This window comes from Gilliamella sp. Fer4-1, from assembly GCF_001690515.1.
GTDB lineage: Bacteria > Pseudomonadota > Gammaproteobacteria > Enterobacterales > Orbaceae > Gilliamella > Gilliamella apicola_C.
This window is the reverse complement of record NZ_LZGZ01000128.1, coordinates 1-5686: the sequence shown is the minus strand read 5'-3', so window position 1 is coordinate 5686 and position 5686 is coordinate 1. Positions and strand designations below refer to the sequence as shown.

Genomic DNA, 5686 nt, shown 5'->3' with positions numbered 1-5686 from the left:
TAGCTCTTCAAAAGGAATAATATAGATATTAATTAATGGGCTAATTTTTTGTAATTTTTGTTGGTCTTTGGGAGATACATCGTATAAAAAAATATGAAAATGAATATTATTATGCATATTATTAAGCATAATAGAGGTAATCGACACACCTACATGCTCAATATAATTTGAATCAGTACAATATGCAATGTTAATTCTGTTATTCATTTCTAATACTCTTTAAAAACTCAACCGCGTTATTTAGTCATTACCAAATTAATATGTCAACATAAAATTGATTATTACTTCATTGTTTAATTTAACTTATGTTACAATAGAATAGTTCTTTAACCTTTAACATAGTTGAAAAATTGGCAAAAAATGGCAGAAAATCTTTTTATTAGCAAAATTAGAACATTATTTAATAATACTATAGAATCATTAAATACTTTACATATAGCATTTTGCTTTGATGATAATTATGCAATGCCAGCAGGTATTGCTATGTCTTCAGTAATCTTAAATAATCCTGATAAAAATCTTGTGTTCCATTTATTTGCTAATAATGTTTCTAATGAGAAAATTATAATATTTAATCAATTAAGTAAAGAAAATATTAGTATAATTTGTTATGAAATTAGTGATAATTTTTCAATAAACCCCGATACATTAGTTTTACATGTTTCAGCATCAACTTGTTTACGATTTATTGTCCCACAAATGCTAAATAAAGTTACTTCTCGAGTTTTATATTTAGATTGTGATGTGTTATGTACCGATAATCTCAATGAATTAATTAATACCGATTTAACTAATAAATATTCAGCAGTAGTTCCTGATGTTGATAAGACGCAAGAAAAACAATGTCTTGCCTGTGGTATTTCTCATGGTGAATACTTTAATGCTGGAATGATTTATATTAATACGGATATGTGGGTGCAAAATAATCTTACTGAAAAAGCCTTTGCAATGATTAACAGTGGTAAAGTATACAAGTTTGCGGATCAAGATGTTTTAAATATTTTAATGCAAGGTAAAACAGTATTTTTACCTAGGCGTTTCAATCGACTCACTTCACTTACTGTGGGAGGAGGAGAAGATAACCTTATTAGCGATGATAGCGCAATTATCCATTATGTCACAGGTAATAAACCGTGGTACCAGCTCTATATCACTTCACTGTATCGACGTTATATCGAATTATCTCCATGGGCAAAAGATAAATTATTGTTAGCCAATGAAAACGCACCATCAACCACTAGACGGTATGCAAAATTACTAGCTAGTCAGCATAAATATTTTGCTGCATTCAAATATTATTTGATTTATTTGAAGCATAAAACTTGCAAAAAACGTTAAGGGGTAATGTTATGGTTAACGTTGATAAATTTATTAATAAAAAGAATTTTTTACTCTCATGTGATTTTTGGGATAACGAAAGTATATTACATATTCTTTTGTGTTTCGATGACAATTATGCTTTATCAGCAGGTGTAGATATTATTTCAATAATTGAAAATAATAATGAACAACAGATTCATTTCCATATTTTTACCCATAATGTTTCTGATAATAATAGAAAAAAATTTGCTGCCATTAAATCCCATAATACATCTATAACTGAATATGTTATTAATGAACAATTTAAAGTTGATCAAAAAAATACTGAGCTGTTTCCTATTGCGGCATGCGTTCGCTTAATTGCGCCTATGATTTTAAAGGATGTCACTAACAAATTACTCTATGTTGATAGCGATACGCTTTGCTTAAAAAAATTTGATTTTATCAATGAAATTTCTCTAAATAATGCTATTGTTGCGGCTGTTGCTGATGAACCATATATGCAGGACTCGCAATGCGCAAAGTATCATGTAACCTATGGGACGTATTTTAATTCTGGTGTGATGTTAATTAATATACCACTTTGGTATCAGGAAAATGTTACTTCAAAAACATTAAAGTTATTAAATAGTGGCGAAAAATATCATTATCCTGACCAAGATGTATTAAATATAGTAGTAGGCGAAAAAAGAATTATATTAGCAAAGAAGTGTAATAATTTGTTAGCATTGTCAATCAATGGTAATGAGGACTCTAGTGTTCCTGAGGATACTGTGTTAATTCATTACATAACAAAGAACAAACCTTGGCATCAGCCTTATCGTTCTAAGTTATATGATCTTTATTTAGAAAAATCTCCGTGGAAGAATGATCCTTTAATTTTATATAACGACAAAAAAACCTCCTCAATACGCGCTTATTCTCGGTTGATGTTTAAACAAAAAAAATATTTAGCATCGGTAAAACACTATTTAATTTATTTAAGGGTTAAATTTACGAAATAGTTTACGGCATTAGTATTTAGCTCTGAATGTTATGTTATGTAATCTAATTTACTATTAGTTGTTAGAAATAAATGTAAGGATAGATTCATTATATAGAATATAATGCTAATGATTCACTTAACGGGCTATTATATTTCTTTTGGGCTAGGTCATTGATGTATTATATGTCAACTATTAAAACTCTTAGTCGACCGGCTTTGTGTATTGAACTTATCTTTTTATTAGGTATCTTTTAAGTGATTGATGATTTTTCAGAAAATGGTTTGCTTGCTCAAGCTATTGATGGGTTTGTGGCAAGAGAGCCACAACGAAACATGGCAAGTAAAGTCTCAGAATCAATAAAAAAACAACATTCACTTGTCGTTGAAGCGGGAACAGGTACTGGTAAAACCTTTGCTTATCTGGTACCCGCATTGCGTAGTGATAAAAAAGTAATACTTTCAACTGGCTCTAAAAATTTACAAGAGCAATTATTTAGTAAAGATTTGCCAATTATCAAAAAAGCATTGAATTATTCTGGAAAGATAACCTTACTTAAAGGCCGCTCTAATTATCTTTGTTTAGAGCGGTTATATCATCAATACGCCGCAGCGGGAGATCTTGATAAAGATTTACGTGTTGATTTAGCGCGTGTAAAAAATTGGTCAATCAAAACTAAAGATGGTGATATTAGCAAATGTACAACTGTTACGGAAGACAATCCAATTTGGCCGATATTAACCAGTACGAATGATAATTGTTTGGGTAGTGATTGTGAACATTATAACGATTGTTATGTGGTTAAAGCACGTAAGCGAGCATTAAATGCAGATATTGTCGTTGTTAATCACCATTTATTTTTAGCTGATGTGGTGGTAAAGGACTCAGGTTTTGGTGAGCTTATCCCTAAAGCTGATGTAATGATTTTCGATGAAGCACATCAGCTCCCTGATCTCGCTTGCCATTATTTTGGGCAACAACTAAGTAGCAGGCAACTATTTGATCTGTCCAAAGAAATTAACCTCTGTTATCGTACTGAGGTTAAAGATATGTCACAATTACAACAATGTGCAGACAAACTACAAAAATGTACTCAAGATTTACGCATTGCGATCAATCAACAATCGCCAAAAGGTAATTTACGTTTTTTATTTAATCAAGAAGCGATAAAAAAAGAGTTAACTTATCTTTTAGACGCTCTAAGTTTTTGTCATGAGGTCTTACTATTGGCTGTAGGGCGTTCTTCAACATTAGATAACTGTTTGGAACGAATTAACCAATATAATACACTTTTAAAACGGTTGCAGGAAACAAATGTAACTGGCTTTAGTTATTGGTATGAAAGTAGCCATAACTATTTTGTTTTTGCGTTAACGCCATTATCCGTAGCGGATAAATTCACTGAATTATTAACAGAACGAAAAGGTAGTTGGATTTTTACTTCAGCAACGCTATCAGTCAATAACCAATTAGATTATTTTACTAAACGTTTAGGATTAACGAATGCTGATTCACTTATTTTAGAAAGTCCATTTGATTATTTGCATCAAACTGTTATGTGTGTCCCTCGTTATATCCCATCGCCAAATGAAAAGGGAAATGCTGAAAAATTGGTTGATATTTTACTGCCGGTTATTGAAGCAAATAATGGTCGTTGTTTTTTCTTATGTACTTCTTATGCGATGATGAACGCCTTAGCTAAACAGTTTCGAGAGTTAACAAAATTACCGGTGTTAGTTCAAGGTGAAACAAGTAAAGTTAAATTACTTGAGCAGTTTATTCATAGCGGTAATGCCTTATTAATTGCAACAAGCAGCTTTTGGGAAGGCATTGATGTTAGAGGGGATACATTGTCATGTGTTATTATAGACAAATTACCATTCACCTCTCCAGACGATCCTTTAATTAAAGCTCGCATGGAAGATTGCCAAATGCAAGGTGGTGATGCATTTTATGATGTACAATTACCCGAAGCGGTTATTACTTTAAAACAAGGTGTCGGACGATTAATTCGTCATCACAACGACCGTGGTGCGGTTATTATTTGTGATAATCGTTTGGTTATGAGGCCTTACGGTGCAACATTTATTAATAGTTTGCCGCCATCGCCAAGAACACGGGATATAAATAAAGTTATTAATTTCTTGTTATCTAAACAGTCTTATAAAAATTAAATTATTTTGGAAAAAAATGAATACCATCTTAGCTATTGATACCTCAACAGAAGCTTGTTCTGTCGCTTTATTTTACCATAACGAAATCACTCATGATTTTGTTGTATCTGCTCGCGATCACACTAAACAAATATTGCCAATGGTTGATAAGCTCCTTAAACAATCAGATTGTTCTCTTTCTCAAGTTGATGCAATTGCTTTTGGACAAGGGCCTGGTAGTTTTACAGGGGTTAGGATTGGCATTGGTGTTGCGCAAGGTTTAGCTTTAGGCATTGATAAACCTATGATAGGGGTATCTACATTGATGACTTTGGCGCAAGGGGCATATCGTACACAAAATGCAACAAATGTCATTGCAGCTATTGATGCTAGAATGAATGAAGTTTACTTAGGACAGTATCATTATAGCAACGAACAATGGCACGAGGTTATTCCAGAATGTGTTATTGCACCTGAAAAAGTAATAGAAAAAGTAGATCATATTCTTAATGATAGCTATTGTGCCGGCACTGGTTGGCAAACTTATCCTAATATGATGAATAATATAAAACAAAGCGATATTCTATTGCCTCATGCACAAGATCTTGTTGTTCTTGCTAAGAATAAATGGCAAAAAAGCGAAATAATTAATGTTGAAGATGTAGAACCAACTTATTTACGTAACGAAGTTACATGGAAAAAACTACCTGGTCGCTAATAATGACTATTTAAACAAGCCACCTAAAGGTGGCTTAGTTCTTGATAATTTTGATTACTCTTTAAATAAGCCCAAATGTTCTTTAGCATAGGCTTCAAAGTCGGTGCAACCACCAATTGGTTTTTCATCAATAAATATTTGTGGCACTGTTTCAACAGGTTTACCAACACTTTTAGATAGATCTTCTTTAGTAATACCTTCAACATTAATATCAACATAACGATAAGAAAAATCATCACGTTCTTGAGAAAGTTTTTCAGCTAGTTCTTTAGCACGAACACAATAAGGACATCCCTGGCGACCAAAAATTACAGTATACATTTTTCACCTTTATCTTTTGTTTTAAATATAAGCCTAATATACTTCACTTATTGAAGAAAAAAAGTAGTTAAATATTGTCAGTTAAATAGATTATATCTATTGATTTCCGACTTGAGAAGCGAATCAGGTTTTATATTAGATTGTTCCAATCTGCTTGATTATTTTTTAGTAATTTAGATTTATTATTAAAA

At 31.8% G+C, this 5686-nt stretch carries 6 protein-coding genes; 4 read left to right on the top strand and 2 right to left on the bottom strand.

Annotated elements, in window-relative coordinates; genetic code table 11:
- Positions 1 to 207: glycosyltransferase (locus tag A9G30_RS04415; RefSeq protein WP_304363932.1), on the bottom strand; the 207-nt coding region annotated here is incomplete at its 3' end.
- 153 nt (positions 208 to 360) lie between these two features.
- Between A9G30_RS04415 and A9G30_RS04410 the strand changes: the two genes are divergently transcribed.
- The 4 genes from A9G30_RS04410 (at position 361) to tsaB (ending at position 5174) form a co-directional block, all read left to right on the top strand.
- Positions 361 to 1338 (top strand): glycosyltransferase family 8 protein, encoded by a 978-nt coding sequence (locus A9G30_RS04410; protein WP_065588181.1) that lies wholly within the window; start codon positions 361 to 363, stop codon positions 1336 to 1338.
- An 11-nt stretch (positions 1339 to 1349) separates the two neighbouring features.
- Positions 1350 to 2324, top strand: a complete 975-nt coding sequence (locus tag A9G30_RS04405) for a glycosyltransferase family 8 protein (protein ID WP_065588180.1) — start codon at positions 1350 to 1352, stop codon at positions 2322 to 2324.
- A 236-nt stretch (positions 2325 to 2560) separates the two neighbouring features.
- On the top strand, positions 2561 to 4477 hold the full coding sequence (locus tag A9G30_RS04400) for an ATP-dependent DNA helicase (RefSeq protein ID WP_065588179.1): 1917 nt from the start codon (positions 2561 to 2563) through the stop codon (positions 4475 to 4477).
- A 16-nt stretch (positions 4478 to 4493) separates the two neighbouring features.
- Positions 4494 to 5174, top strand: a complete 681-nt coding sequence (tsaB, locus tag A9G30_RS04395) for a tRNA (adenosine(37)-N6)-threonylcarbamoyltransferase complex dimerization subunit type 1 TsaB (RefSeq protein ID WP_065583485.1) — start codon at positions 4494 to 4496, stop codon at positions 5172 to 5174.
- A 54-nt stretch (positions 5175 to 5228) separates the two neighbouring features.
- On the opposite strand, the gene A9G30_RS04390 is transcribed toward tsaB, so the two are convergent.
- The gene (locus A9G30_RS04390; protein ID WP_065568466.1) at positions 5229 to 5495 is read right to left on the bottom strand and encodes a GrxA family glutaredoxin; all 267 of its coding nucleotides are present in this window, start codon (positions 5493 to 5495) and stop codon (positions 5229 to 5231) included.
- Between the last annotated feature and the right edge of the window lie 191 nt (positions 5496 to 5686).

Bases quoted from the DNA above. Each gene is read 5' to 3' on its own strand.
- tsaB (WP_065583485.1), top strand. From the start codon at position 4,494: ATGAATACCATCTTAGCTATTGATACCTCAACAGAAGCTTGTTCTGTC.
- A9G30_RS04405 (WP_065588180.1), top strand. From the start codon at position 1,350: ATGGTTAACGTTGATAAATTTATTAATAAAAAGAATTTTTTACTCTCA.
- A9G30_RS04390 (WP_065568466.1), bottom strand. From the start codon at position 5,495: ATGTATACTGTAATTTTTGGTCGCCAGGGATGTCCTTATTGTGTTCGT.
- A9G30_RS04410 (WP_065588181.1), top strand. From the start codon at position 361: ATGGCAGAAAATCTTTTTATTAGCAAAATTAGAACATTATTTAATAAT.